At 42.6% G+C, this 26692-nt stretch carries 19 protein-coding genes and 1 pseudogene; 16 read left to right on the top strand and 4 right to left on the bottom strand.

All coding sequences use genetic code 11. The features are described from left to right. The 7 genes and pseudogenes from KFE17_12205 to KFE17_12235 all read left to right on the top strand — a co-directional run bounded on the left by KFE17_12205 (position 1) and on the right by KFE17_12235 (position 9402). The gene (locus tag KFE17_12205) at positions 1–2910 is read left to right on the top strand and encodes a molybdopterin-dependent oxidoreductase (protein ID QUO31603.1); all 2910 of its coding nucleotides are present in this window, start codon (positions 1–3) and stop codon (positions 2908–2910) included. Positions 2911–3264: 354 nt separating this feature from the next. Then, complete coding sequence (gene asnS, locus KFE17_12210; protein ID QUO31604.1) at positions 3265–4656, top strand: asparagine--tRNA ligase; 1392 nt, start codon at positions 3265–3267, stop codon at positions 4654–4656. A 140-nt stretch (positions 4657–4796) separates the two neighbouring features. Beyond that, positions 4797–5492 carry a VanR-ABDEGLN family response regulator transcription factor gene (gene vanR / locus KFE17_12215; protein QUO31605.1) on the top strand — a complete coding sequence of 232 codons (696 nt, stop codon included), beginning with the start codon at positions 4797–4799 and terminating at the stop codon, positions 5490–5492. Further along, entirely contained in the window at positions 5482–6756 is a 1275-nt protein-coding gene (locus KFE17_12220) for a HAMP domain-containing histidine kinase (GenBank protein ID QUO31606.1), read from the top strand. Before vanR ends, KFE17_12220 begins: the two co-directional genes overlap by 11 nt. Then, on the top strand, positions 6656–7687 hold the full coding sequence (locus KFE17_12225) for a DNA repair exonuclease (protein QUO33710.1): 1032 nt from the start codon (positions 6656–6658) through the stop codon (positions 7685–7687). The genes KFE17_12220 and KFE17_12225 overlap by 101 nt, the downstream gene beginning before the upstream one ends. Positions 7688–7692: 5 nt before the next feature. After that, positions 7693–9279 carry an AAA family ATPase gene (locus tag KFE17_12230; protein QUO31607.1) on the top strand — a complete coding sequence of 529 codons (1587 nt, stop codon included), beginning with the start codon at positions 7693–7695 and terminating at the stop codon, positions 9277–9279. A 24-nt stretch (positions 9280–9303) separates the two neighbouring features. Continuing rightward, a pseudogene (locus tag KFE17_12235) lies at positions 9304–9402 on the top strand (HAD family hydrolase). A 55-nt stretch (positions 9403–9457) separates the two neighbouring features. Here KFE17_12235 and KFE17_12240 read toward each other — a convergent pair. The 4 genes from KFE17_12240 to murC form a co-directional block, all read right to left on the bottom strand. Next, positions 9458–10645, bottom strand: coding sequence for a ribose-phosphate pyrophosphokinase (locus KFE17_12240; protein ID QUO31608.1), 1188 nt, complete (start codon positions 10643–10645; stop codon positions 9458–9460). Then, positions 10645–11640, bottom strand: coding sequence for an ATP-binding protein (locus KFE17_12245; protein ID QUO31609.1), 996 nt, complete (start codon positions 11638–11640; stop codon positions 10645–10647). The genes KFE17_12240 and KFE17_12245 overlap by 1 nt, the downstream gene beginning before the upstream one ends. Positions 11641–11699: 59 nt before the next feature. Further along, positions 11700–12782 carry a DnaD domain protein gene (locus KFE17_12250; protein QUO31610.1) on the bottom strand — a complete coding sequence of 361 codons (1083 nt, stop codon included), beginning with the start codon at positions 12780–12782 and terminating at the stop codon, positions 11700–11702. Positions 12783–12962: 180 nt separating this feature from the next. Then, complete coding sequence (gene murC, locus KFE17_12255) at positions 12963–14339, bottom strand: UDP-N-acetylmuramate--L-alanine ligase (protein QUO31611.1); 1377 nt, start codon at positions 14337–14339, stop codon at positions 12963–12965. A gap of 224 nt (positions 14340–14563) precedes the next feature. Here murC and KFE17_12260 point away from each other — a divergent pair, with 224 nt between their 5' ends. The 9 genes from KFE17_12260 to KFE17_12300 all read left to right on the top strand — a co-directional run bounded on the left by KFE17_12260 (position 14564) and on the right by KFE17_12300 (position 26608). Then, positions 14564–15838 carry a glucose-1-phosphate adenylyltransferase gene (locus KFE17_12260; protein QUO31612.1) on the top strand — a complete coding sequence of 425 codons (1275 nt, stop codon included), beginning with the start codon at positions 14564–14566 and terminating at the stop codon, positions 15836–15838. Beyond that, positions 15835–16953 (top strand): glucose-1-phosphate adenylyltransferase subunit GlgD, encoded by a 1119-nt coding sequence (gene glgD / locus KFE17_12265; GenBank protein ID QUO31613.1) that lies wholly within the window; start codon positions 15835–15837, stop codon positions 16951–16953. Before KFE17_12260 ends, glgD begins: the two co-directional genes overlap by 4 nt. 36 nt (positions 16954–16989) lie before the next feature. Then, positions 16990–17271, top strand: coding sequence for a septation regulator SpoVG (spoVG, locus tag KFE17_12270; GenBank protein QUO31614.1), 282 nt, complete (start codon positions 16990–16992; stop codon positions 17269–17271). Positions 17272–17795: 524 nt separating this feature from the next. Beyond that, on the top strand, positions 17796–20867 hold the full coding sequence (locus KFE17_12275) for a hypothetical protein (protein QUO33711.1): 3072 nt from the start codon (positions 17796–17798) through the stop codon (positions 20865–20867). A 24-nt stretch (positions 20868–20891) separates the two neighbouring features. Then, complete coding sequence (locus KFE17_12280; GenBank protein ID QUO31615.1) at positions 20892–21602, top strand: DUF969 domain-containing protein; 711 nt, start codon at positions 20892–20894, stop codon at positions 21600–21602. 14 nt (positions 21603–21616) lie between these two features. Then, positions 21617–22570: a DUF979 domain-containing protein gene (locus tag KFE17_12285; GenBank protein QUO31616.1), complete on the top strand. Its 954-nt coding sequence runs from the start codon at positions 21617–21619 to the stop codon at positions 22568–22570. Between the two features lie 23 nt (positions 22571–22593). Further along, positions 22594–23580, top strand: a complete 987-nt coding sequence (locus tag KFE17_12290) for an aminopeptidase (protein ID QUO31617.1) — start codon at positions 22594–22596, stop codon at positions 23578–23580. A 24-nt stretch (positions 23581–23604) separates the two neighbouring features. Further along, positions 23605–24249: a pyroglutamyl-peptidase I gene (gene pcp, locus KFE17_12295; GenBank protein ID QUO31618.1), complete on the top strand. Its 645-nt coding sequence runs from the start codon at positions 23605–23607 to the stop codon at positions 24247–24249. A gap of 424 nt (positions 24250–24673) precedes the next feature. Beyond that, entirely contained in the window at positions 24674–26608 is a 1935-nt protein-coding gene (locus KFE17_12300; protein ID QUO31619.1) for an ABC transporter substrate-binding protein, read from the top strand. Positions 26609–26692 lie beyond the last annotated feature (84 nt).

The following is a 26692-nucleotide window of genomic DNA, read 5'->3' on the forward strand; positions in this document are numbered from 1 at the left end:
ATGAAAATATCAGAACAATTTTATGAATATGCATATATTTTTTTAGCAGATCAAAATGCTGTTGGAAGTATTGCAGAAGAAAGTGAATATCAACGATTGATTGAAAGGGCAGGACAAAGAGTTCCTGCCCTTTGGGAATCCTGCTATCGGAATGGAACGGGGAGACTTTTGGATAAGTATACGCTGGCTGTGCAGCGGGCTTATAAAAAAAGCGGTGTGAAGATTGTGCGGTCGGATCAGGCAAATGAACCGGCGGATTACATCGGCTATGAATGTCTGTTTTTATCCTTTTGGAGTTTTGTTCTGGAGAAAGAAACAGGTTCCGAAAATTTTACTGATGTTGGAGCGATGGCAGAAAAGATACTGCTGCGGTTTCTTGAGGAACATATGCTTTTGTTTTCGGAAAATTTGAAAAAAGAGTTGGAACTGCACGGGAATTATCCGAAATTTACAAAGCTTGTGAAAGAACTGCAAAGAACAGCAGAGAAGCTGAAGGATAGAGTGACACAGTATGACAGATGTAGGCAGGAGAAGCGGGAAGTACAGGATAAAAAGCTTGATGATCAGATTCCGGTCTGGATTTCAGAATGGGAATCAGAGCATCAGAGCAGACCGATTCCGGCATCATTTGCTTTCTGCAGTCCGAATCAGAAAGAGGAGCGTGTCTGGATACGCGGCGCAGGCTGTTGGAATAATTGCGGAAGTTCCTGCCTGAAAGAAGTGGAAGTGTGTGATGGTTGTGTACTTCGTGTCCGTTCAGCGCGTACAGAGGAACTTCAGGAAAATCGACTGACAACCTGTATCCGGGGATTGGCATCCGCGGAGACATATTTGACGGCAGATCGTCTCAGATATCCCCTTCTTCGAACCGGAAAACGGGGCAGCGGCAGCTTCAGGAGAATTAGTTGGGAAGAAGCGCTGCAGAGAATTGCAGCGGAGAATGTGCGTATCCGTGATACATATGGTGCTGCCTCCCGCTATATTACTTATTCGACGGGGGTAGTATCACTTGTGCGTCCGGATGAGGTACTGCGGCGTTTCCTGAATCTGGATGGAGGGTTTCTTGGTTTTTATAATGATTACAGCGCAGCATGTACACAGTGGGCAACATCTCTTATGTATGGAACAGGTAAGACCGGAAACAGTGCAGAAGATTTATTGAACAGCAGTCTGATTCTTGTCTGGGGACATAATCCATTGGAGACGGGATTTGGACCGGCGCTTCGCAAAATGCTCTGCCGGGCGAAAAAGAAAGGCATTCGTATCATTACGATTGATCCACGATGTTCCGATACAGCAGCCTATGGGGATGAATGGATCCCGATCCGCCCGGCAACCGATGGGGCGCTGGCGGCCGGGATGGCATATGTGATTATCAGTGAAAATCTCCATGATAAAAAATTTCTCCATACATACTGCAGCGGCTATGATCATGAGACGATGCCAAAACAGTATCAGAAGGAAGAAAGCTATGAAGAATATATACTCGGAATACGAGATCAGATTCCAAAGACGCCGGAATGGGCGGAAAAGATCACAGGGATTCCAAAAGAAAAGATTATAGAACTGGCGCATTTGTACGCCGAAAGTAAACCGGCTGCGATACTGCAGGGATGTGGGCCGCAGCGCCATGCGAACGGTGAGCAGACGGTGCGGATGATTACAGCGCTTTCCTGCCTGTGCGGGAATGTTGGTATTTCCGGAGGCAGATGCGGTGCGGAAGATGATACAGAAAAACCGGTAAAGGCATATTTCCCAAATGGAGAAGAACGCTATCCGGGAAAGATTCCGTGTTATTTGTGGACAAAAGCAGTTAGAGAGGGAACTTGTATGAAGCCGGTAAAAGACGGACTTCTCGGTGTCACAAAACTGGACAGTAATGTGAAGATGCTTTGGTGTCTTGGAGGTAATACACTCATTAACCAACATGGTGATATTAATGAGACTAGAAAGATTCTGGAAAATGAATCGCTCTGTGAATGTATCGTCTGTTCTGATGTATTTATGACGCCAAGCGCGATGTATGCGGATATTATCCTTCCGGCGGCATCGTGCTATGAAGTAGATAATATTACGCCGGCATGGCAGGAAGGAGATTTCCTCCTCTACAATCGGAAGATGACAGAACCGTTGTTTGAGTCAAGATTTGAATATGAGTGGATTCGGCGCCTGGCATGGATGAGCGGGGAAGGGGAAGCTTTCGATGATGGGAAAGAGACAATGGAGGAATGGCTGAAATCTCTTTATCGAGATATGCAAATAACAGATTCTGCTCTTATCTCATATGAAAAACTGCGAGAGAATGGAATTGCCAGATATGCAGAGCGTCCTCCGGTCATTGCTTTTGAACAGCAGAGAAAAGATCCGGATCATCATCCATTTCCAACTTATTCCGGTAAGATTGACTTTTTCATTCCATATATTCATCATTTATACGGGGAAGAAGAGATTGCAGCGATTCCGAAATATGTTCCTTGCGGAGAAGGAATAGAAGAGCTTTCAGAAGATGAGAATGAATTTCAGCTGATCGGCTGGCATACGAAAGTGCGTACACATTCCTGTCATGACAATAATCGGATTCTTCAGAAGAAAGAGCCGGAAGCAGTCTGGATGCATCCGGAAGATGCAAAAAGGCTTGGGATTACAGAGGGCGAGACGATTATTCTGGAAAATGTAAGGGGACGGATGAAAGTACCGGTAAAGATCACAAGCCGGATAGCGACAAGGGTATTGGCGCTCAGTCAGGGAGCGTGGTATGATCCGGATTCAGAAGGTACGGATCAGCGGGGAAGCATCAATGTACTTACATCATTGAAACCAACGCCTTTGGCAAAAGGAAATCCACAGCATACAAATATTGTGAGGGTACGCAAAAGGGAAAAAGATATTTCTGCCGGGCTTGACATCTAAGGTATTGTATGATAAACTCACTTCAATTTATTTTTATAATTCATGAATTTAAGAATAAAATAAAGGGAAATTATTAGAAAGGAAGTTGAAGACATGAGAGTTTGGATGATGACGATGGAAGCAATGAATAATAGCAATAATAATAATCAGTTCGGAAATAATAATCATTTGTCCGGGCTTATTTCGTCGTATCCAGAAAAGCATGCAGCATCCTTGAGATAGATATGAAATGCAGATGATGGCAGCGGAATGAGCAGAAGATGCAGTCCGCTGCCTTTTTCTATTGCTTTTTTATTTATCTTTTTTGGGATGTATGCTATAATCAGAATAATGTATCAATCAGGAGGTTTTGAAATGGAATTAGTAACTGTACGCGAATTGTATAAGAACAGAGAAGCATATTTAGATAAAGAAGTTACTGTTGGGGGATGGGTAAGAAGTATTCGTGATTCGAAAGCATTTGGATTTATTGTTGTGAATGACGGATCATTTTTTGAGACACTGCAGATTGTTTACCATGACACGATGGAGAATTTTGCAGAGATTTCTAAGCTGAACGTAGGAGCAGCGATCATTGTGAAGGGTGTTCTGACAGCGACACCGCAGGCGAAACAGCCATTTGAGATTCAGGCAACAGAAGTTGTTGTAGAAGGTGCATCTTCACCGGAGTATCCGCTCCAGAAGAAGCGTCACAGCTTTGAATACTTGAGAACAATCTCACATCTGCGTCCGAGAACGAATACATTCCAGGCAGTGTTCCGTGTGCGTTCACTTTGTGCATATGCAATCCATAAGTTTTTCCAGGAAAGAGATTTTGTTTATGTGCATACGCCGCTGATTACAGGAAGTGACTGTGAAGGCGCCGGCGAGATGTTCCAGGTAACAACACTGGATCTTGAACATCTTCCAAAGACAGCAGAAGGAGCAGTAGATTACAGTCAGGATTTCTTTAATAAGAAGACAAGTCTTACCGTATCCGGTCAGCTCAATGGAGAGACATACGCTCAGGCATTTAGAAATATTTATACATTTGGACCGACATTCCGTGCTGAGAATTCGAACACGACACGTCATGCAGCGGAGTTCTGGATGGTAGAGCCGGAGATTTCATTTGCAGATCTGGAAGATAACATGAACCTTGCAGAGAGCATGCTGAAATACATTATCCGGTTTGTAATGGAGCAGGCTCCGGAAGAGATGAATTTCTTCAACTCATTTGTAGACAAAGGTCTTTTGGAAAGACTGAATAACGTTGTGAACTCTGATTTTGCGAGAGTGACATATACAGAGGCAGTTGAGATGCTTGAGAAGAATAACGATAAGTTTGATTATAAAGTATCATGGGGATGCGATCTGCAGACAGAACATGAGCGTTATCTGACAGAGCAGATTTACAAACGTCCGGTATTTGTGACAGATTATCCGAAGGATATTAAGGCATTCTATATGAAGATGAACGATGACAATAAGACGGTTGCGGCAGTAGACTGTCTTGTGCCGGGAATCGGGGAGATCATCGGAGGAAGCCAGAGAGAAGATGATTATGATAAGCTTCTTGCTCGTATGAAAGAGCTGGATCTGAATCCGGAAGAGTATGATTTCTATCTGGATCTTCGCAAATATGGTTCTACAAGACATGCAGGCTTCGGGCTTGGATTTGAGAGATGTGTTATGTATCTGACAGGTATGTCTAACATTCGTGATGTCATTCCGTTCCCGAGAACAGTGAATAACTGCGAGCTGTAATAACAAATAAATAAACAGGCAACGGCAGGGCGGAGGAACAATATCTTCCGCCTTCCGTAGTTTTTTAAGATAAATATGTTGGGAAAACTTACATAAAGATGAAACATGTGCGAAGTACGGCAGTGAAAGGAGAGGAAGCTATGAATAATATTTTAGTAGTGGATGATGAGCGGGAAATTGCAGATGTAATTGAGCTCTATCTGCAAAGTGACCAGTACAGGATTTTTAAATTTTATACAGGAGAAGATGCATTGGAATGTATCCGGACAACGAAGATTGATCTGGCGATTCTTGATGTCATGCTGCCGGATATCGACGGTTTTGAAATATTGAAAAAGATTCGTGAAAAGTACACATTTCCGGTAATGATGCTGACGGCAAAGACAGAATATATGGATAAGATTACAGGATTGACACTGGGGGCAGATGACTATATTCCAAAGCCGTTTAATCCGCTGGAACTTGTGGCAAGAGTGAAGGCACAGCTTCGCAGATATACCCAATATAATGAAGGTCCTGTGAAGGCAGACGAAGATATTATTGATTTCGCCGGTCTGTTTCTGAACCGGTCTTCACATGAATGTATTTATTATGAGCAGCCGCTGACATTAACGCCGATTGAATTCGATATTTTGTGGCTTTTGTGTGAGAATCGTGGAAAAGTCATCAGTTCAGAAGAATTGTTTAAGCAGGTATGGCATGAACAGTATTATAAGAACAGTAACAATACAGTTATGGTGCATATCCGGCATCTGCGGGAGAAAATGAGTGTGCCTACAGGAAAATCTGATTTTATTAAGACGGTCTGGGGAGTAGGATACAAAGTTGAAGAATAATTATCGTAAACTAAAATTAAGCATTCTGCTGCAGACAGTTCTTGTTATGGCGCTCGTTGTGCTTGTCGGGAATTTTCTGATGGACTATGTGATTGACGGGATTGTAAATGAGCAGTTTGGTAATATTTTTGTAAAGTTACTCATGTGGTTTCAAGTAGACCGGGAGACGGCGAACTATTGGTACTGGCACTTGATCGGTCACAATAAACCGTTTTTTACGATTGTAGGATTCCTTGTACTTTTTGCGCTGTTTTTCTATATTGCGCTATCTAAGATGACGAAATATCTGGATCAGGTAGAGGATGGTATTGAAAATATTATTTCAGATTCCGATAAACCGATTCGTTTGATCACAGAGCTGAAACCGTTGGAAATGCGGATGAATGAAATCAAAGCTACGCTTCAGAGACAGGCAAAGGAAAGTCAGGAAGGGGAAAAGAAGAAAAATGACCTGGTAGTTTTTCTGGCGCATGATCTGAAGACGCCGCTGACATCTGTTGTTGCTTATTTGAGTATGCTGGATACGCATCCGGATATGCCAATAGAAGAAAGGGCCAAGTACACACATATTTCGTTAGAAAAAGCAATCCGTCTGGGAGATTTGATTAATGAGTTTTTCGATATTACGAAGTTTAATCTTCAGAATATCGAACTGGAGATGACGACGCTTGACTTGTCTATGATGTTGGAGCAGCTGGCAGATGAAGCGTATGGAGTTCTTAGGGCGAAGCAGCTAAGATGTGAAGTGATAGCAGAAGAAGATCTGATGATTCAGGGAGATCCGGATAAGCTTGGAAGAGTATTTGACAATATTTTGCGAAATGCAATGACATACTGCTATCCGAATTCCACGATTGAAATTCACGCAGCGCTTAAAGAAAACAGGATTCAAATTGTTTTTGAAAATGCAGGAAAGACGATTCCTGAGGAAGAACTGGGAAGAATCTTCGAGAAATTTTACCGGGCAGATGAATCGCGTTCCAGTAAGACAGGAGGAGCAGGGCTTGGACTGGCGATTGCAAAAAGAATTGTAGAGCTTCATCGCGGTTCTATCCGGGCAGAAAGTGCAGAGGAAAAAACAAGATTTATTGTAATGCTGCCAGCTGGCAGAAAGCAGGAACAAGGGGGAGAAAATGAGATTCATACACATCGCGGATGTACATCTGGGCGTAAGCCCGGACGCGGGAAAGGCGTACAGCGCGAAAAGAAGCAGCGAGATCTGGGACACATTCCGGGCATTACTGGACGTCTGCCAAAAAGATAAGATCGATCTGCTTTTGATTGCGGGAGATTTGTTTCACCGACAGCCGTTGCTGCGGGAACTAAAAGAAGTAAATTATCTGTTCTCAAAACTGACGAGAACAAAAGTGGTTCTGATTGCAGGAAACCATGACTACATGAAAAAGGATTCCCATTATCGGACATTTCAGTGGAGTGAAAATGTGTATCCGCTGTTTCAGAGGAAAATGAAAGGTGTGCGATTTCCGGAGTGGAAGACGGCGGTCTATGGATTTAGCTATTATGAGCGGGAGATTACAGAGCCGCGCTATGACAATGCGAAGGCGCCTCGGCTTGAGCGGTACGAAATTCTTCTGGCGCATGGCGGAGATGAAAAGCACATTCCGATCCGGCGGGAACAATTGATGACACTTGGATATGAATATGTGGCGCTTGGTCATATCCATCGTCCGCAGGAGGTTCTGGATCATTATGCCAGATATGCGGGATCGCTGGAACCGACCGATCGAAATGATCTGGGTGTCCACGGATATGTTTATGGTGAGATCGGAGAAAAAGGAGTTCGTACGAAATTTGTGCCTTTTGCAGGCAGAAGTTATATTCCGATGACGGTGCAGATAACTCCGGAAATGACGAGCGGGGAACTGCAGGATTTTCTTCGGAAAGAAATAGAGAACCGGGGAATTGAAAATATTTATAAAATTACGTTGAAAGGCCTTCGCGATCCGGATATCTCTTTTGCGCAGACAGGAGAAAAAGCAGATGTGTTTGGGAATATTCTGGAATGTACAGATGAGACAGAACCGTCGTATCAGTTTGGGAAGCTGATGGAGCAGAATAAAAGCAATCTGCTTGGCAAATACATTGCGTCATTTCAAAATCCAAAGCAGGGGAGCATAGAATATGAGGCGCTGTGCGAAGGTGTGAGAGCTCTGTTGGAGACGAAGAGGGGTTAGGAACAATGAGGATTCAGGAACTAATCATAAAGAATTTTGGGAAATTTTCAGATAAGACCATTTCCCTCAGAGACGGTGTGAATCTGATCTATGGAGAAAATGAATCGGGAAAGACAACACTTCATACGTTTATCGGAAGCATGCTGTACGGAATGGAACGGGGGCGTGGAAGGGCGGCGGCTACAGATACATTCAGCCGCTATGAACCGTGGGAGAATCCAAACTATTATGCCGGCGCAGTCAGATTTGTGTGCGGTGACCGGACGTTCTATCTGCAAAGAAATTTTGATAAATATGGGAAAAGCGCATCGCTGATCTGTGAAGATGACGGTGAGGAACTGTCCCTGGAAGACGGTGATCTTGCGGCGCTGTTAGACGGGATGCAGAAATCTCTCTATGAAAGCACAGTTTCCATTGGACAGTCTGAAACAAAGACAAAAGAGGCGCTTGCCATTGAGCTTAGAAATCATGCGACTAATTTTTATGCAACAGGCGATGAGGAATTGCAGCTTGATGGCGCATTCCGGTATTTGAAGGAGAAGAAAAGAGAGCTTGAACGGGAAGAGCGTGAGCAGGAACTGGCAAGGCAAGAGAAGAGAGATGCAGTAGAAAACGAAGCGTCTTATGTATGGAGAGATCTTCACAAGCTGCAGCAGGAATTGGATGAGGCAGAAGATAAACTTGACAGAGCGGCAGAGGAACGAAAAAGAAATCAAAAGCAGCGGGAATTTTTCCAGAAGCGTATTCAGGAGGAAGAGAGACAGGAAAAGGCACGTCCAAAGAAATGGCGAGTGCATCCGGCGGCGTTGATTGCGATGCTGCTGCTTCTTATCTTTGCGATCGTTATGCTGGAGCCTCCGTGGAATTATCTTTGGGCAATTGTAATATTTCTTGCATCCAGCCTGTATGTTTGGAACAAGATGAAAGATGGGCGGCGTGTACAATCGGAGCCGGCTGAAGAAAACGGGAGTGAAGAAGAGACAGAAGAGGAATATTTTGATCGGACGGAGGAGAGACTTCGCTGGGAGGCAGACCGAATTCGGGAAGAATACCGGGATAAGGAAATCCGCTATGAGAATCTGAAAGAGCAGTTAGAGGAGCTGAATGAATTTGAAACCGGGTGTGAAACGCTGCGCAAGAAGAGAGAAGCGCTCCAAATAGCGGAGAAGCGCCTCAGGGATTTGTCAGATCAGATGCAAAAAGAGATTGGATATCGACTCAATAAGAGAATTTCAGAAATTATTCAAGAACTGACGAACGGGCGTTATGAGAAACTTTTGGCAGATGATGAGATGAAGCTGTTTCTTCTGAAAGATGGGCGAAAAATCACACTGGATCAGGTCAGCAAAGGAACTGCAGAACAGATTTATTTCGCGCTTCGTATGGCTTCGTCAGAAATACTATATGAAGAGAAGTTTCCAATCATTCTGGATGATGCGTTTGCATATTACGATGATACACGTTTGGCAAGAATACTGGAATGGCTTTCCGGGCAAGGCTGCCAGATCATTTTATTTACCTGTCAGAAACGAGAAGCAGAGTTATTAGAAGATCTGGGAATTGAATATCACTATGTAAATCTGTCAGAATAATGACAGTAGACAGAGGAGGAAAACATGTACCAATATTATTTATTTGATCTGGACGGAACGCTGACAGATCCTAAAATCGGGATTACATCCAGCGTACAGTATGCACTGAGAGACTTTGGAATATAAAAGAGAGGATAGTCTGGAAATCATCCATGCTATCCTCTTTTGTGTCGTCTGTTTATTTCTGGTTTTGTTTTTCTTTATATGCATTTACGAGATGCTGGATACGCTCGTTCGGATCAAGAATATCACTGATAGAACCGTCATGGTTCAGAGTATCGATGATGAGAGCGATGTATTTGCTCAGATCACAGCTGATGTAGTAAGGTCTCTTCAGCAGTTCCGGAGACTGGTAGATACTGTTTGTTGTCAGGATCGCATCGATCAGACCTTCTTCATATGCGCGGTCGAAACGTTCCATTCCACTTGTGAAAAGTCCAAATGTTGCAGCAGCAAAAATACGTTTTGCTTTTCTTGCTTTCAGCTGTTTTGCAACATCAAGGATACTCTCACCAGAGGAGATCATATCATCGATGATGATAACGTCTTTGCCTTCTACAGAAGTTCCGAGGAACTCATGGGCAACAATTGGGTTGCGTCCGTCAACGATTCTTGTATAATCACGGCGTTTGTAGAACATACCCATATCAATTCCAAGTACGTTGGCAAGATAAATAGCACGGCTTGTAGCGCCTTCATCCGGGCTGATTGCCATTAAATGTTCACTGTCAATCTGAATATCATCGTATCTTTCCAGAAGTCCCTTGACAAACTGATATGTCGGTGGAACTGTCTCAAAACCGCTGAGCGGAATTGCATTCTGGACACGCGGATCGTGTGCGTCAAATGTGATGATGTTATCTACGCCCATAGCAACGATTTCCTGAAGTGCAAGAGCACAGTCAAGTGATTCGCGGCTACTGCGCTTATGCTGACGGCTTTCGTAAAGGAATGGCATAATGACATTGATACGTCTTGCCTTACCGCCCACTGCGGCAATAATTCTCTTTAAGTTCTGGAAATGATCGTCCGGTGACATGTGATTTACCTGACCGTTTAAAGAATATGTAAGGCTGTAGTTACATACATCCAGCATCAAATACAGATCCATACCACGGATAGATTCTTTGATAACACCTTTTGCTTCTCCGGAACCAAAACGCGGTACCTGTGCATCAATAATATAGTTGTCTTTTACATATTCGTGGAATAAGAGATCCTCTTTGTGCTGGTTAAGGCTCTCTTTACGCCATTTTACAAGGTAGTCATTAACCTTGTCCCCCATTTCCTGGCATCCGTCTACCGGAATGATTCCCAGTGAGCCAACTGGGATATTGTCCAGATTTCTCTCTTCGCGGTGTAACATTAGTGTTCCTCCCTGTTCATTAATTTCTTCTGTATGCGAATATCATCGCCGGTTAATCTCAGCATCGTGTAGTTGCTGGTAATTCGAGAGAAAGTTCTCTCGGAGTAAAGTTCTACCAGAGAATCCAGTGTCAGATTCGTTGAGATAATGGTAGACTTTCGGTTCAGCAGACGTTCATTCAGACATAGGAACAACTGTGATGAAGTAAACGAATTCGTAAGTTCTGTTCCGAGATCGTCAATAATGAGCAGATCACAACTGAAAATGTGTTCATACATAACGCCCGCCGTCTCATCTTTTTCAAACTTATACTTAGCAATTATATCAAATAGTTCAAATGCGGTAAAGTATATCACTGAATAAGATTTATTAATTAATTCCCGGGCAATGCAGTGGGACAGGAAAGTTTTCCCGACACCGGTGCTGCCGTACAGGAATAAATTACGGAAATCCGTAGAAAATGTATTGACAAATGCATGGCAGGCTGCCAGAGCATCCTGCATCAGCGCCAGCGAAGAGCGCCCTGTCTTCTTGTCAATGTAGTGGTTTGAATAGTAGGAGAGAGAGAAGGTATCAAAATTCTCTTTCTCAAGAATCTCCTGGAGATTCGACTGTGTATAGAGAAGCCGGATTACGGCTTTCTGGAAACAATGGCACTTTTGATTGCCAATATAACCGGTATCGCGGCAGTCAGAACATTGGTAGATTGGTTCCAGATAATCTTCAGGATATCCGTTAGAAGTTAGAAGAGCTTTCTTTTGCAAAGTCAGCTTCTTTTGCTGTTCCCGGAAATCCTCCACAGCCCGATTATCTCCTGACAGAAGTTTTCGTGCCTGTGCTACTCCGAGGGAAGAGATTGCATCATCTGTCTTCTTTAATTCCGGAATCTTGCGGTATACCTCCTCGTATCTTGCGAAAAGAATATCTTTATTATGCAATTGCCGCTGTTCGTAGATGCGCATAATCGCATCATACTGGCTATTTGTAAGTCCCACGGAAAATCTCCTTTGCTGTTTGTAGTCTTATCATTAATAATAAAAAATTGTCTTGTCTGCTAATTGCTGTTCAAAAGCTGCTGCTCCAGCGAATCCAGATCGTAGGAACGGCCTTGAAAATTATTGAAGCGATTGTTGGTCATTGGTTTTGCAGGAACAGGGCGAGCCTTCTTCTGTTCTTTTTCCTGGCGGAACAAAAGATCCGCCTGCTCGATGTCGGCAGGATGCCGTACATTCTTTTCTTTCCAGCTTTTCAGAATGGTATCCGCATATTCAAAGCTTGGCTGGTGGATCGCTGAAATTGTGCGATTGCATGCTTCCAGGATCATCTCAAGAGTGAAGCCGTATTCTTCGCTCCAACGGCGGATATAATCCTGTTCCACTGCAGCCGGACTGCGTCCGGTAATTCCGAAAGCAGCAAGAATCGAATAGCATGTCTTGTTTCGGACACTTGTCCGCTCTTTTGCCTCGTCCACAGTTGTAATATTGGCTTCATACCATGCAAGAGCAACCTTCTGGATATAGTGGATACTCTTATGCCCATTGTCCACGCAGTGCTCAATTAGAAATTCAATCAGATCTGTAGAAAATCCAAGTGATTCATAAAAATAGATAATCGTGTCCACTTCGGTGCGTGTTAAAGTCTTTCCGAGATACTGCTCTGTGATGAAGAGGATCTGTTTTAACTCTTCCTGGGACTGTTTGGCATTTTGAGACGGAGCTTTGCGGGATGCAGCTTTTGCGGAAGAAGGATTCAAAGCAGAAGGCTCCAAAGCGGAAGCCTCTAAGACAGAAGGCTTATCTGCCGGTATAGTATCGGCAGCAGAGGAAGTTTCTGTCAAGGCTGCTACATGTTCAAGAGCGATTCCGCAAATGCAGTTACTGGCATCACAGGTAATTGTGATCAGTCCGATCTTAGCCCAGTAATTTAAGGCACGGATAATGTCTTTCTCTGTATTATCTAAAATATCAGCCAGCATAGAAACAGAAAGGGGGATAGAAGGCTGATTCAAATGACGAAGCAAGAGAAGATATACTTTTACATATTCTCCGTTTGCTTTCGCCATATAATGATCTATGAATTCGTTCTCAACGGACGTCGTATTGTCCTGAAAACGGCTTGTTAATGTCAATGTTTTCATATGTATCTGCCCCTCTGTCTGTTAAAATCTGTCTGATTTTGTGTAAATTCCAAAATCATAATTATTAATATAGATATCTATGATTGATTATAGCATTTCCGCTGGGGATAAAAAAAGCCCTTTTTCCGGTAAAAAAGGGCTTTTTTGTGGATAACCATATGTGGATAGTGTGGATAACTATTATTTTAATAGATTTTCTCCGATATTTACAACATCTCCGGCTCCCATAGTTATCAACAGGTCACCGTTTTGGCAATGTTCCGCCAGAAATGCTTCTATGGCTTCAAAGGATGGGAGGTAATGTACATCGCATCCGGTTTTCTGAATCTCTTCGGCAAGCTGTTCGGAAGAAATTCCGAGATCATCATGTTCCCTGGCTGCATAGATATCTGCAAGAATAACATGATCGGCAGAAGAGAGCGCTTCTGCAAATTCATGGAAGAATGCTTTTGTTCTTGTATAAGTATGCGGTTGGAATACGCACCACAATTCTTTGTGAGGATAGTTCTCGGCAGCTGTGAGTGTGGCAAGGATCTCTGTTGGATGATGGGCATAATCATCTACGATGGTTACTCCGTTTCTCGTTCCTTTGTACTCAAAGCGCCGGGCAGTTCCGTGGAAAGATAAAAGTCCTTTCTGGATCGCTTCAAATGAAATGCCAAGCAGATCAGCGGCCGCAATTGTAGAAAGGGCATTGCTGATGTTATGGATTCCAGGCACAGACATTTGAATTCGTCCTGCTTCTTTTTGGCGGATCATCAATGTAAAGGAAATATTTCCATCTTCAGAGTGGCGGATATCCGATGCACAGTAGTCAAATTCCGGCTTCATACCGAAAGTAATGACCGGACAGGAAATGTCTTTGGCAATCTCTTCATAATGGTCAATCTCACCGTTGATGATCAGACTTCCGTCTTCAGGAAGCAGACATGCAAATCGGTGGAAGGAATTGCGGATATCTGCAAGATCTTTAAAGAAGTCCATATGATCTTCTTCTATATTTAAAATAATTCCGATCTTCGGGAAAAAATGAAGAAAGCTGTTTGTGTATTCACATGCCTCGGTAACAAAGATCTCAGAGTGACCGACACGAATATTGCCGCCGATAGCCTTTAAGATACCGCCCACAGAAATAGTAGGATCTGCATCTGCGGCAAGCAGAATATGTGTCAGCATGGATGTACTGGTAGTCTTGCCGTGGGTTCCGGAAACACAGATCGGCATCTTATAATTAGTCATAAGCTGTCCAAGAAGTTCAGCCCGGGACAGCATTGGAAGATTCCGTCTGACTGCCTCCTCGTATTCCGGATTATCTTCATGCACAGCAGCTGTATATACAACAGCTTCTGTTGCGGCAGGAATATTATCAGCATTCTGACCGTAGAATACAGAAGCGCCTCTTTGTGTCAGCATAACTGTCAGAGGAGATTCTTTTGCATCAGAACCGCTGACAGTAAATCCTTCATCAAGAAGAATTTCCGCAAGACCGCTCATGCTGATTCCGCCGATACCAATAAAGTGAATATGCAGTGGTTTATTAAAATCAATTTTATACATAAAAATACACGTCCTGTTCTTGGTTAGTTGTTTAAAATGGGCTTTTGCTCATATACTATCATTATAAACCGTCAGAGAGAAAAAGAAAAGAAGTAATTTTTGTTATATATTCATAAAAACAATTACAAATTTTGTCTTTTTTTGTAAAATATGTTCACTATTGTTCATAAGTATGTTATAATTATAAATGCTAGAAAGGAACACGACTGTGAAGGGGTGAAGACATGATTAAGAAAGAAATGATTGCTATGCTGCTAGCAGGTGGACAGGGCAGCAGGTTAGGCGTGTTAACAGCAAAAGTAGCTAAACCGGCAGTAGCATTTGGAGGAAAATACCGTATTATCGATTTCCCTCTTAGCAACTGCATTAATTCTGGCATTGACACAGTAGGTGTATTGACACAATATGAACCATTAAGACTTAACTCGCATATTGGTATTGGTATTCCATGGGATCTCGATCGAAACATTGGAGGAGTTACAATTCTCCCTCCATATGAAAAGAGTGCGAATAGTGAATGGTATACTGGAACAGCCAATGCGATTTATCAGAATTTGAATTATATGGAAACATATAATCCGGATTATGTTTTGATCTTGTCAGGAGATCATATTTATAAGATGGACTATGAAGTGATGCTCGAATTCCACAAAGAGCATAACGCAGACGTTACAATTGCATCTATGCCGGTACCGATGGAGGAAGCAAGCCGCTTCGGTATTGTTGTAGCAGATGAAGAAGACCGGATTCAGAAGTTTGAAGAAAAACCGAAGAATCCAAGCAGTAATCTGGCATCTATGGGAATTTATATTTTCAGTTGGCCGGTATTAAGAGAAGCATTGATTAAGTTATCCGAACAGCCAGGCTGTGATTTTGGAAAACATATCATTCCATACTGTCACGAGAATGGCAAGAGACTCTTTGCTTATGAATTTAACGGTTACTGGAAAGATGTTGGAACACTTGGCTCTTATTGGGAAGCCAACATGGAACTGATCGATATTATTCCGGAATTTAATCTATATGAAGAATTCTGGAGAATCTATACAAAGAGTGATATCATTCAGCCACAGTATATTGCCGCAGACGCAGTTGTCGAGAAGAGTATCATTGGAAATGGAACAGAGATTTACGGAGAAGTACATAATTCTGTTATTGGTTCCGGCGTTACGATTGAGAAGGGAACTGTTGTCAGAGATTCGATCATTATGAAGCAGGCACATATAAAAGAAGGCTGTGTCATCGACAAGTCTATTGTTGCAGAAAATGTAACGGTTGGAAAGAATGTCGTTCTTGGCATTGGTCCGGATGTGCCGAATAAGGTAAAACCGAATATTTATTCATTTGGGCTTGTAACGATCGGAGAGAATTCTGTAATTCCGGATGGGGTTCAGATAGGAAAGAATACAGCGATCAGCGGAGTGACAGAGAGTCGGGATTATCCGGACGGTGTGCTTGAGAGCGGTGAGACATTGATTAAGGTGGGTGAGAGATTATGAGAGCAGTAGGAATTATTTTAGCAGGCGGAAACAGCAGAAAGATGCGGGAATTAACACATAAGCGTGCTGTTGCTGCAATGCCGGTTGCAGGAAGCTACAGAAGTATTGACTTTGCGCTGAGTAATATGTCGAACTCTCATATTCAGAAGGTAGCGGTGCTGACACAGTACAATTCCAGATCTCTGCACGAACACCTGAACTCTTCAAAATGGTGGGATTTCGGAAGAAAGCATGGCGGATTGTTTGTATTTACGTCAACAATTACAGCGAAAAGCGGAGACTGGTACAGAGGAACCGCAGATGCAATCTATCAGAATCTTGACTTTCTGAAGAAAAGCCATGAACCTTATGTTGTGCTGGCATCTGCAGATGCAGTTTACAAGATGGATTACAATAAGGTATTAGAGTATCACATTGCAAAGAAGGCTGATATCACTGTTGTATGTAAAGATCTGGATCCGAGTGAAGATGCGACAAGATTCGGTACTGTCACAATGAATGAGGACATGCGTATCGTTGATTTTGAAGAAAAGCCAATGGTTGCAAGATCCAACACGATTTCAACAGGGATTTATGTAATACGAAGAAGACAGCTTATTGAACTGATTGAACTTTGTGCAGAAGAAGGAAGACATGATTTTGTAAATGATATTTTAATCCGTTATAAGAATCTGAAGAAGATTTATGGATACAAGATCAAAGATTACTGGAGCAATATTTCGACAGTAGATGCATACTACAAGACAAATATGGATTTCCTGAAACCGGAAGTACGGGATTATTTCTTTAAGACTTATCCAAGTGTTTACTCAAAAGTAAGCGATCTGCCGCCTGCAAAATACAATGCGGGTTCCGTTGTAAAGAACAGTCTTGTAGCAAGCGGAAGTATTATTAACGGTACTGTCGAGAATTCTATTTTATTTAAGAAGACATTTGTCGGCAATAACTGTGTAATCAAGAATTCAATTATTTTGAACGAAGTTTATCTGGGGGACAATACATATATTGAGAATTGTATTGTTGAAAGCCGTGACACAATTCGTGCGAATACACGTCACGTTGGAGAGAATGGCGTTAAGATAGTTGTCGAGAAGAATGAGAGATACATTCTCTAACATAGCGCAGACGCATAGAGGAAAGGGGCTGGAATTATGCAGATTACAGATGTACGCGTGCGAAAAGTGGCAAAAGAAGGTAAATTAAAAGCAGTTGTATCAATTACAATGGATGATGAATTTGTTGTACATGATATTAAAGTGATTGAAGGAGAGAAGGGCTTGTTCATTGCAATGCCAAGTAAAAAGACATTGGATGGGGAGTACCGTGATATCGCGCATCCGATTAATTCTGATACGAGAGAACGGATTCAGAGCATGATTTTACAGAAATACGAAGAAGTACTTCTGGAAGAGCCTGTAGAAGAAGAAATCTAAAAGCGAAGAAAGAAAAAGTAATAAAGTATCGTAAGCACCGATGGATGTCAGGAAAGCAACCTGAAGATTCATCGGTGCTTTTTCGTGAAAAACAGAAGAAAAAAGAAAAAATTTTACTGGATTAGACAGGAAGATGAATGATAATGATTGACTGTGACAGTGTACTTTGTTAAAATATTAAAGATATAAAGCGATTGTTTTTTACAGAATAGACAAATATCTGAGGCATTAGAGAGAGGAGAGAGTGTATGAGAAAGCTGAAACTGATGCAGGATATGAACCGGGATGAGCAGAAACGTGCAGTGGAAGCAGCGCTCTTACTTGGGTTTCAGTCAGAATCTGCACTGTTCCCGATTGCGGGGATTGATGGAGAGATCACAGTACCGGACAGTTTGGCGCAGTGTATGAGGCTGTGGACTCCGGAGAAACCGGGAGAGATCACAGTAGAGACATATGAGGCGGCAAGTGCGCATCCGGGAGAGATTTTTCATTTGGACTTTCGAAAGGAATGCGGACTGGAAGGGATTTTTGAGTCGGGAATGTTTCTTAAAGATGAGAATCATGATTTTCTTCCGGATCGGTTGGATGTGAAGATCGTACTTCCGGAGCCGGCCGATATTTCTGTTGTGACAGCGGCATGCAACCTTGCCTTTCGGCTTGGAATGGAAACGACAGGAATCAATGGACCGATCATTGCTGAGAAAGGCGCCGGTGGTAATCTGATTGTGTTTGATGGGGAATGTCAGGAGGAAGAACTGTCTGCAGCAATGTATCTGGAAAGAAAAGAAGATGCTGTTCTCGTGCATATACAGGGAAGCGGGGCAAATTTGGAAGCTTTTACTGCAGAACTCTGCAATAGTTTCCCGAGGGTAGATTCTTTCCGGAGTCTAACGGATGTTATGATGGATCTGACAGATGATATGATTTTCCGTGGAGCAGACGGACAGATGGCATATTTAAAAGCCTGCTGTGACAGGGAAAGAAAGACGGAGGAAAACGGCAAGCTGGAAGCGTTGACGTTATATGGATCTCCGAGAATTACGGGACAGCAGATGGAAGCTTTTCCGGAAGTTACCTATTTGAATTATAAATCAGGACGAAAGGTTTATGAGAAACGATATGAACTTCCGTGGGAAGTGGAAGTGTTGGAGAAGATTCTTGAGGAGCAGATTTATCCACAGATAGAAGAAGGAGATCGGCTCAGGATTGAAGGAGCGCTGAGCGAAAACAGACATATTCGTCTGGAGACAGCAGAGAAGATTCGAAAACAAGTACAGGCATGTGGGGCAGAAGTGGAAAATGTTTCATTGCTCTGTGCATATAAACAGGGCTATTCCTGGGTGGAGGAAGTCATTCTTCCGATGGGAAAAGAAAAGAAACCAGATCGTGTGGAGATTTATTTTAAACCGTTTTTGCCGGAGGGTGAGACGGAGTGGGTGGATGAAAACGGAGCAACGCCATCCTATCACAATCTGAAAGCAGATGATCCTGAGAAGTGGTACGATCTTCCAATCCGTTATCTTCAGGAATTGTATCCGATTGAAGATCGAATTTCGAAGGAATGGGGAATGGAACGCAGTCGAATAGAATTTCGCCCATATACAGATGAGATGGGAGATGAGAAGCTGACTTATTTGTGCCGGGCATACAGAGATAACAAAGTCTGCCTGGAAGAGACGTACGAGGCGTGGTGCTCTGAACGTCCATATTTAGATGCCTATCCACAAATGGGAAAAGTACATCCGGCAACCGGATACTTGCGTGTCTGGAAGAATGAAAGGGAAGTTCTCTGTGAACGGATACGGACAGATGTGGAAGCGATTTGGGATTTGTACCAGTCAGAAGTACTTCCGGACTGCCGCTCTTATATTGAGAAGAAGACAGGAGGAAAGATTCGTCAGGAGGCGCAGCCATTCTTCCATGAATTGCTTCTTGATGTGACTGTCAGTGAACCGGATGAGCGGACAGGGAGCCGGGAAGATATGATCTCTTCTCTGGATGCACTGCATGAAGACATGTATTTTGCCGGAAGTGATTATTTTAAAAATTATGGAGTGCAGACAGCAGATGTAATGCTGGACGCACCGGGACTGATTCTGCCAAAGATTCACCAGGGAACCGGAAAGCCGGTCTTTCGGGTTGTGCTTTCGGAGCAGTTAAGAGAGAAACCGTGCATTTGCAGGAAAGATGAAGTGCTGTATGAAGAGCAGGAACGGAATACGGTTTCTGCAAAGATTGACAGAGTTGTCTGGCGCAAAGGAGCATACGAAGCGAACAATGCGATGGAGCTTGAAATCTCGGTGGAAGGGACAGAAGAGCGTGTGCTTGCCGCATACGCAGAGCTTTTGGAAGCAGGAAGACTGGAACGGACAGAAGATTTCCGGAGATTCGGAAGTGTTATGCTGAAGACTTCAGGAGGAAGAAGCTGGAGAGCTGATCTGAGACAGAACAGAAATGAAAACTTTTGCGAAAAAAAGATAGATATCTTTTCGCTGGATCTCCATGAGAAAGAAGTCATCAGCTATGAAATGTATCTTGATCTGATGAGAGAACTAAAGAAGATACCGGAACTTGAAGTCTTCCGGACAGCAGTGTCTTATACCGGAAGAGAATTGTATGGAATCTGGCTGAAACCAAAATACGAAGGGTATCTTTCTATGACGAAGCGTCTGACCTGTCATCCGAGTGAGATTATCAATGCAAGGCATCATGCCAATGAAGTGTCAAGCACGAATGCTTCGTTCCTTTTGCTTCGTACATTGCTTTTGGAAGAGCGTTATAGAGAGTTACCGGAGAAATTGAATCTGGTGCTTGTTCCAATGGAAAATGTTGACGGTGCAGCGATTCATTATGAGCTTCAGAAAGAGCATCCATATTGGAAACTTCATGTTGCAAGATTTAATGCATTGGGCAAAGAATTCTATCATGAACATTTCCGGCAGGATACGATTCACACAGAGGCAATGGGGCTGACAAGGCTTTTTGCAAGATATGTACCGGATATGATCGTAGATAATCATGGTGTTCCAAGTCATGAATGGGAGCAGCAATTTTCCGGATATACTTCTCCATCCTACAAAGGCTTCTGGCTTCCGAGATCGCTGTTATATGGATATTTCTGGTATGTGACCAATCCTGAATATATGTATAATTATGCATTAAATAAGAAGATGGAAGATGTCATTGCAGATAAAATAGCAGAAGATGAAGAGATGACACGCTGGAACAGGCGATGGAGCGCTCAGTTTGAAAAATACGCACATGCATGGCTGCCAAAACTGTTTCCGGCAGATTACTATAAAAATATGATTAATTACTGGATTCCATTTGCGGCAGATCCAAACCATCGGTATCCGTCGATCCGCTTTCCGTGGATTACAACGGTGGCATATACGAGTGAAGTTGCAGATGAGACAGCTCAGGGAGATTACTTGTATTTGTGTGCAAGAGCACATGTGGCACATGACGAGGCAACGATTCAAATGCTGATGCAGGCGGGAATCGTGTATGATTGCTGGTGCGAGTGCTGCGAGAAGGGAATTTTTGCCAGATATGAGCGGCAGCGTCCGATCGTATCCGGGGAAAAGATAAATTAAATTTCTTTAAAAGGAGGAATATCTATGGAACTTATTAAATTAATCGGTGTCCTGATCGTTATTGTCGGGTTTGCGCTGAAGCTGGATTCAATTCTGATCATCTTTCTGGCAGCAGTGTCAACCGCACTGGTAGGAGGACTTGGTATTGACGGTCTTTTGGAAGCATTGGGAACAAATTTTGTTGCAAACAGAAGTATGGCAATCTTCATTATGATCCTGTTGATTACAGGAACACTGGAACGCAACGGACTTAGAGAGGCTGCGGCTGCTCTGATCCGTAAAGTAAAAGGGGCAACAGCAGGCAAGCTCGTATGTGTTTATGGTATTATGAGAGGAATTTTTGGTGCTTTTAATGTTGGATTTGGCGGTGTTGCAGGATTTATCCGTCCGGTACTGCTTCCAATGGCAGAAGGCGCTGTAAAGAATCAGGGGCATGAGCCAAAAGAAGAACATCTGGAAGAGATTAAAGGAATGGCATCAGGTATGGAGAACATTACATGGTTCTTCTTCCAGGTACTTTTTGTCGGAGGTTCCGGAGGAATCCTTGTACAGCAGACATTAAAGACGCTGGGTTACGAAGTAGAGCTGATCGATCTTGCGGTAGCAGAGATTCCGATTGCGATTATTGCGCTGATTGTAGCATGTATCGTATTCTACTTTAAGGATAAGAAACTGACAAATAAATATTATGGTGCAGCCGGAAAAGGCAAAGCATCAAAAAAGTCTGAGAAATAAAGGGGGAAATCTGAATGGCTAATTTAAAATTTCTTCAGGTCCCGGCTGAATTTAATACAGTAGGACTTAGTGTTGTATGGATCATTGTAGGATTGATCGCAATTTATGCAGGTATTAAAAATCTGCTTGATAAAGAAAATCCATCCAGAATCGGAACAGCAGTATTCTGGTGTTCATTTGGTATTGTATGTGCATTTGGTGACTGGCTTCCGGCAAAAGTATCCGGTATTCTTGTCATTGTTATGTGTATGCCGCCAATCTTTAAACGTGTGAAAGTCGGAAAAGTTAATGCACCGGAAAAATCACATACAGAAAAACAGTACCAAAAAATCGGTATGAAAATTTTCATTCCGGCTCTGACTGTAGCAGTATTTTCACTGGTATTTGCCTTATTTACAAATATCAGCTCTATGATCGGAATTACGATCGGTACATTTGTAGCAGTAATTATTTTGATGGCATATTCACCGAAAGAGAATAAGCCACAGGTGTTTATGCAGGATTCTGAGCGTTTCCTTTCTCTGATGGGACCTCTCTGTATGCTTCCGCAGTTACTGGGATGTCTTGGAGGAATCTTTACACAGGCCGGTGTTGGCGAAGTTATCGCTAATATTGTTGAGAATGTTGTTCCGAAAGGAAATGTGAATGTAGGAATTATCGTATTTGCTATCGGTATGGCATTATTTACCATGATTATGGGAAATGCTTTTGCAGCGATTACTGTTATGACAGTCGGAATCGGCGGACCGTTTGTTCTGAGTTATGGAGCAGATCCGGTTACAATCGGAATGCTTGCATTAACATGCGGTTACTGTGGTACACTATGTACACCGATGGCGGCGAACTTTAATATTGTTCCTGTCGCAATTCTGAATATGAAAGATCGCTGGGGCGTAATTAAGAACCAGGTGCTTGTAGCAGTAATTATGCTGACAGTACAGATCTGTTACATGATTGTATTCAAATAAAAATTAAAGGAAGACAAATGCAGATGCAGAGCATGGAATGTGGCGCCAGAATCATTATCCGGGACTGGGTGCAGATCAAACCGTGGGATCGTTTATTGATTGTGACGACAAAAGAATATTTAAAAGAAGCAAGGTGCCTGAGAAAAGAAGCGTTTCGAAGAGCCAGATCGGTCGATTCTCTTGTAGTGGAGAACAAAGGGAAGCATGTAGGGATTTTTTTCGACCAGAATGAGACGATATTTGATCCTTATACAGCAATCATTGCAGCGACAGAATATTCGCTTGTGACAACGCGAGCGGCAAAACGTGCTATCCAGAAGAAAAAGAAGTTCTTATCACTTCCACTGTCGACCAATGATGGGAAGTCGATGTTAACTTATGAGTTTTTGGCGATGGACACAAAAAAGAGTCGGTTAATGGCAAAAATTGTGATGAAATATTTGCGGCAGTCTTCCAAAGTTCATATTACAACGCCTGCAGGCACTGATCTTTCCATTGGAAAATCCGGAAGAAAACCCGGATTTTTCAATGGAGTTCTGAAAGACGGGAAGGGATATTCTTCTGCAAGCATTGAAGTATACGTTCCGATTGAAGAGACAAAGACAGAAGGCGTTATGGTTCTGGACGGATCTCTTGGATATATCGGAAGGGCAGAAGAGCCTACTAAAATTTTTTTCCGGGAAGGGAAAATTACCGAGATTGAAGAGACAGAAACTGGGAAACGGTTGAAAGCTTATATTAGAGAATATCGGGATTCCAGAATTCTGACAGCAGGAGAACTGGGAATAGGGTTGAATTCTATTTCCCGTTGTCTTGGCAATTGTTATATTGAAGATGAATCGGCATATGGAACATTTCACATTGGACTTGGGCGCAATATTGCGCTTGGAGGGCTTCAGGATGCGAAAGGGCATTTTGATCTTGTCTGCATGGAACCGGATATTTATACAGATAACCGACAGATTATGCAGAACGGAAAAATCATTGTGCCGGAGCCGATTCCGTATTAAATATTAGTATTAGGAGGAACGAACATGAAAGTATTAATTACCGGATTTGATCCATTTGGAGGCGAAAGCGTAAATCCTGCATACGAAGCAGTGAAATTGCTGCCGGATACGATTGCAGGCGCTCAGATTATTAAACTTGAGATTCCGACTGTTTTCTCAAAGAGCGGTCCGGCAGTGGAGGCGGGGATTCAGGAGCACCAGCCGGATATTGTTATCAATGTTGGTCAGGCAGGAGGACGTTCCTGTGTGACAATAGAGAAAGTTGCGATTAATCTTGCGGATGCAAGAATTCCTGACAATGCCGGAGAGCAGCCGGTGGATGAAGTGCTCCAGGAAGACGGAGAAAACGCATATTTTGCGACAATTCCGGTAAAAGCCATCGTTCAAAATGTGCGGGAGCATGGTATTCCTTGTCATGTATCCTATACTGCAGGAACGTATGTATGTAACTGTGTCATGTATAATGTTCTTTATATGGCAGCGAAGAAATATCCGAATATTCGTGCCGGATTTATTCATGTACCATTTGCAGCAGAGCAGGCAGTAGATAAGGCAAATGGAATGGCGTTTATGTCATTGGATATGATTGCGAAGAGTCTGGAGTATGCGATTGAAGCTACAGTTCAGAACGAAACTGATATTAGTGAGGCAATGGGAACAACACATTAATACATTGCTGTACTAAAGAAAGAGTTATATATAAATAGGAAAAGAAGGGGCTTCTATTTTAAAAAAAGGGAAATTCCTTCTTTTTTTTGTGCAATTTTACTATAGTACGTGGGTGATTTTAAGGTAAAAAGAGGTGCAAAATGTCAGCGGAGAAAAAACAGATGTGTGTATCAGAAATAAAATATATCAAATACTATAGTTAGCTCAAACAAACCAAGAGATTTACAGAGACAAAAGTCTTAAAAACAAAATTTATTCTTAATGAAAAAAAAGCGTTTTGGCAGATGCATTAGTGAATATTTACAAAAATAAGCCTCGATATAGGTAAAATGCTTGTTGCTATTGTAAAAATGTAATAATTATGTTAAGGTCACTACCATAGTCTTTTGAATATTTTTTAAGACGAAAGAAGGAGGAAAGGGAAATGAAAAAAAGAGTTATTGCATGTCTGCTTGCAGGACTTATGACAGTGTCACTCGCAGCTTGTGGCGGCGGTGGCGTCAGCAGCAATTCATCATCTTCTAAGGGAAATGATGACAGTAAGAAAAGTGAAGCTGACAGCGAAGTTGGTGTAGAACAGACAGCCACACCTCAGGCGCCGCCGGAGGATGCACCAGTCGGAGGACAGTTTGTCGTACAAATCCAGCCGGGATCTTTATCACCGGATATGATGGACGGATGGTCTGCCAATGCGACAAATACAGGATTCATCCGTTTGATGAATGGATACGGCCTTACAGACATCACAAGAGAACGTGTTCAGGATTGGGATCCGGTTGTTGTTAAGAATCATGAAGCAGTTGAGAATGAAGATGGTTCTAAGACATATACAATTGAGATTAATGATAATCTGAAGTGGAACGACGGAAGTCAGATCACAGCTAAAGATTATGTATTTGGTATTATGTGGCGCTCTTCACAGCAGTTTGCCGAATGTGAAGGAGATGCAACAGGCGGAAGTGTTTTAGTTGGTTACAATGAATTCCGCAATGGCGAAAAGAAAGAATTTGCAGGACTTCGCCTTCTTGGAGATTATGAATTCGCTATGACGATCGATGCAGAGAATCTGCCGAACTATTATGAACTTGCAGATATTGGATACACACCGGAGCCGATGGCAGCAATCGCGCCGGGAACAGACATTCTTGACGATGGCAATGGATGTTATTTCAACGATAAATATACTACAGAAGTATTAAGAGAGACACTTCTTGATCCTAAGACAGGTTTCCGTTATAAGAGACCGGTTGTCTGCGGACCTTACCAGTTAAAGAACGTTGATCTTAGCACAGAGACGGTTGAACTTGAGATCAACAAAGAATACATCGGAAGATATGATGGAACAAAACCTCATGTGGAATCTATCATTACAAAACCGGTTGCAAATGAAACATGGAGAGACGAGTTTGAAAAAGGAAATGTTGACTTCTTCAGTACTTCAAAAGGAGAAACAATTGACTCTACATTGACAAAAGTAGAATCAGGAGAACTGAAAGCAAACTATGGTCTTGTGCCGTTAGACAGTGTAACAGAGTTACGTTTTGCATGTGACTTCGGACCTGCACAGTTCCCGGAAGTACGCCGTGCAGTAGCATACCTGCTTGACCGTGATGAGATCAACAAACAGATTTCCGGCGGCTATGCAACAGTTGTTGACTGTCTTGCAACAGAAGCAATGGAAGATTATCAGGCAACAAAAGGCGAGCTGGAAGGCAAGCTGGAACATTTTGCATATGACATTGATAAAGCAAAACAGGAATTAGTTGATGGCGGCTGGACACTGAATGAAAAAGGCGGAGAATTTGTAGAAGGTACAGATAAAGTTCGTTACAAAGATGTGAACGGAGAGCTGATGCCTCTGGAACTTCAGTGGTCTTACACAGAGGGAGATCTGAACAACCTTGTAAATACAGTACTTCCTCCGGAAGCTGAAAAGATCGGTATGAAATTTGTCGGAACAAAGATGGATTTTGCACAGATGATCAATCATTTGAACAGAGAAGGTGTGGATCCTACTTACCATGTATTCTCTTGCGGAGTAACACTTCCGGAATTAAGTGCATGGTGGTACTTCTTTGATGATGCTCCGGAAAGAATGGGACTTTGGAACTACTATCGTGTAAGCGATCCGGAACTGAAGAGCATTACATCTCAGATGCAGAAAGTAGAACCTGGTGATGTTGAAACATACCGCGAATTATTTGTGAAATTCGAAGAAGAAATCAACAAAAAAATGCCAGGTGTTATTATGACAACAGGAACACAGTACTGGTTCTATAATCCAAAATTAAAGAACTTTGTTCCACGTTCATATGATAACTGGTGGTACTTCATTCTTGATGCATACATCGAAGAATAAGACTTTTTACAGGACAAAAATAAAAAGGGAGACGGCGTGCTGCCCGTCTCCCTTTTTGTAAAAAAAATAAAGTGGGGTTTTAAG

Source organism: Faecalicatena sp. Marseille-Q4148, from assembly GCA_018228665.1.
GTDB lineage: Bacteria > Bacillota > Clostridia > Lachnospirales > Lachnospiraceae > UBA9414.